The sequence below is a fragment of the Armatimonas sp. genome (assembly GCF_043760365.1).
Classification (GTDB): Bacteria; Armatimonadota; Armatimonadia; order Armatimonadales; family Armatimonadaceae; genus Armatimonas.
Map to the genome: position 1 here is coordinate 1 of NZ_JAYUPA010000547.1, position 1576 is coordinate 1576.

Annotated in this window: 2 protein-coding genes; both read left to right on the plus strand. The window is 62.5% G+C overall.

Translation table 11 applies throughout. From position 1 onward, the window contains the following. A partial coding sequence (locus tag ACH2EH_RS12595; protein ID WP_395142158.1) for an MOSC domain-containing protein occupies nt 1-328 on the plus strand: 328 nt, incomplete at its 5' end. Further along, complete coding sequence (locus ACH2EH_RS12600) at nt 303-1511, plus strand: WD40 repeat domain-containing protein (protein ID WP_395142160.1); 1209 nt, start codon at nt 303-305, stop codon at nt 1509-1511. The genes ACH2EH_RS12595 and ACH2EH_RS12600, both read left to right, overlap by 26 nt. The last annotated feature ends 65 nt before the right edge of the window (nt 1512-1576 follow it).

The window sequence follows — 1576 nt, forward strand, 5'->3', positions numbered from 1 at the left end:
AGACAGCGGCATTGTCGGCGACCGCCAGACCACCAATATCACGCTCATCGAGGCGGAGGCCGTGGACACCGAGGGCTTTGCGCCCGGTGAGTCGCGGCGCAATATCACGGTGACGGGTATTGCACTAAATCCGTTAGTGGGCAAGCGCTTCCGCGTGGGCAGCGTGCTCTGTGAGGGCACGGAGCTCTGTCAGCCGTGTGCCAGCCTCGAAGCACACACACAGCGCCCCCGGCTTGTGAGTCGCTTGCTCAACAAAGCCGGGATTCGAGCGCGGGTGCTGGAGGAGGGCGAGATTCATGTGGGTGACACGATCACAGCCGCCGATTGAAATCGGCGTCTGCAATGGCGCAAGCGCCGCGAAGCCCGTGCCGGGCTGGGGAAAAAATTTGGTAGCCCGGTACGGGCTTTGCGGCGGAGGAACGACGTCATTGCAGACGCCTAATTTCATTGGGCGGCAGAAAAAGGCACCTGCCAAGCCCACTCCCAAAGCCAGCGCACCGCTCCGCGTTGTGCCTGTCGCCACCAAGCTGCCACCGTGCTGGGCTGTGGCGTTCTCACCTGATGGCGTTCGGCTCGCGGTGGGGACGTATCGCCGCGTGGTGATCTACGAGGTTGCAAGCGGCAATAAGCTCTCGGACTGGAGCGTCTCCACGGATGCCATTCGCACCCTCGCGTTCTCCCCCGACGGTGGCATGATCGCCGCTGGAACGGGCGTGCCCGGCGTGAGCGGCGTGGTCTTACTGCTAAACTCCACCAGCGGGCAAGTGATAAAAACTCTCAAGCCTCACTTCGATACCGTAGAATCGGTGGCATTTCTAGGCAACCAGATCCTCTCCGCCGCCAATGATGAGAAAGTCTGTGTCACGGATGCCATGAGCGGGCAGACTATCAGCACCCTCTCTGAGCATGTTGGGCGCTGCCTGAGTGTCACCGTGCCGAGCCGCACGACACCTCAGGATGGCGGCGCACTCTTTGCCACAGGTGGGGCGGACAAGATGTTCAAGGTCTGGGATGCCGATAAACGTCGTGTCGTCGTGAACTTTGACCAGTGCGGCAGCGTGGTCTGGTGCGTCGCCGCGCTCCCGCAGCCCGGGCGTTTTCTCGTGGGCAGCGGCGACGGTGCTCTGCGCATCTTCGGGGTGCGCTCTGATGGCAAGGCCCGCGACCCTAAAGAGCCCGATCCCCGCACGGGCTTCACCGGCCAGACTTTTGGCGGTGCCCACCCCGACGGAGTCTATGCCATCGCCGTGGCTCCCAACGGTCAGACAGTTGCCTCGGGAGGCGCGGACAAGAAAGTGAAGGTCTGGAACCTGGGCCGCAATCGCCTTGAAAAAGAGTTCACAGAAGCCACGAGTGATATCTGGGGTCTCGCGCTCTCGCCCAACAGCCAGCTTCTCGCCGCCGCCTCGCTGGATGGCCGTGTCCGACTCTACGATGTGATCCAGAACAAGCTGGTGCGTGAGCTTCCCCCCGCACCGAGTACACCCGCCGCACCAGGAGTGCCCCAATGAGAAATCTTATGAGCCATCTCTCCGCCTTCGCACCGCTCAGGCACCTCTCTTCCCCTCATGCTCCT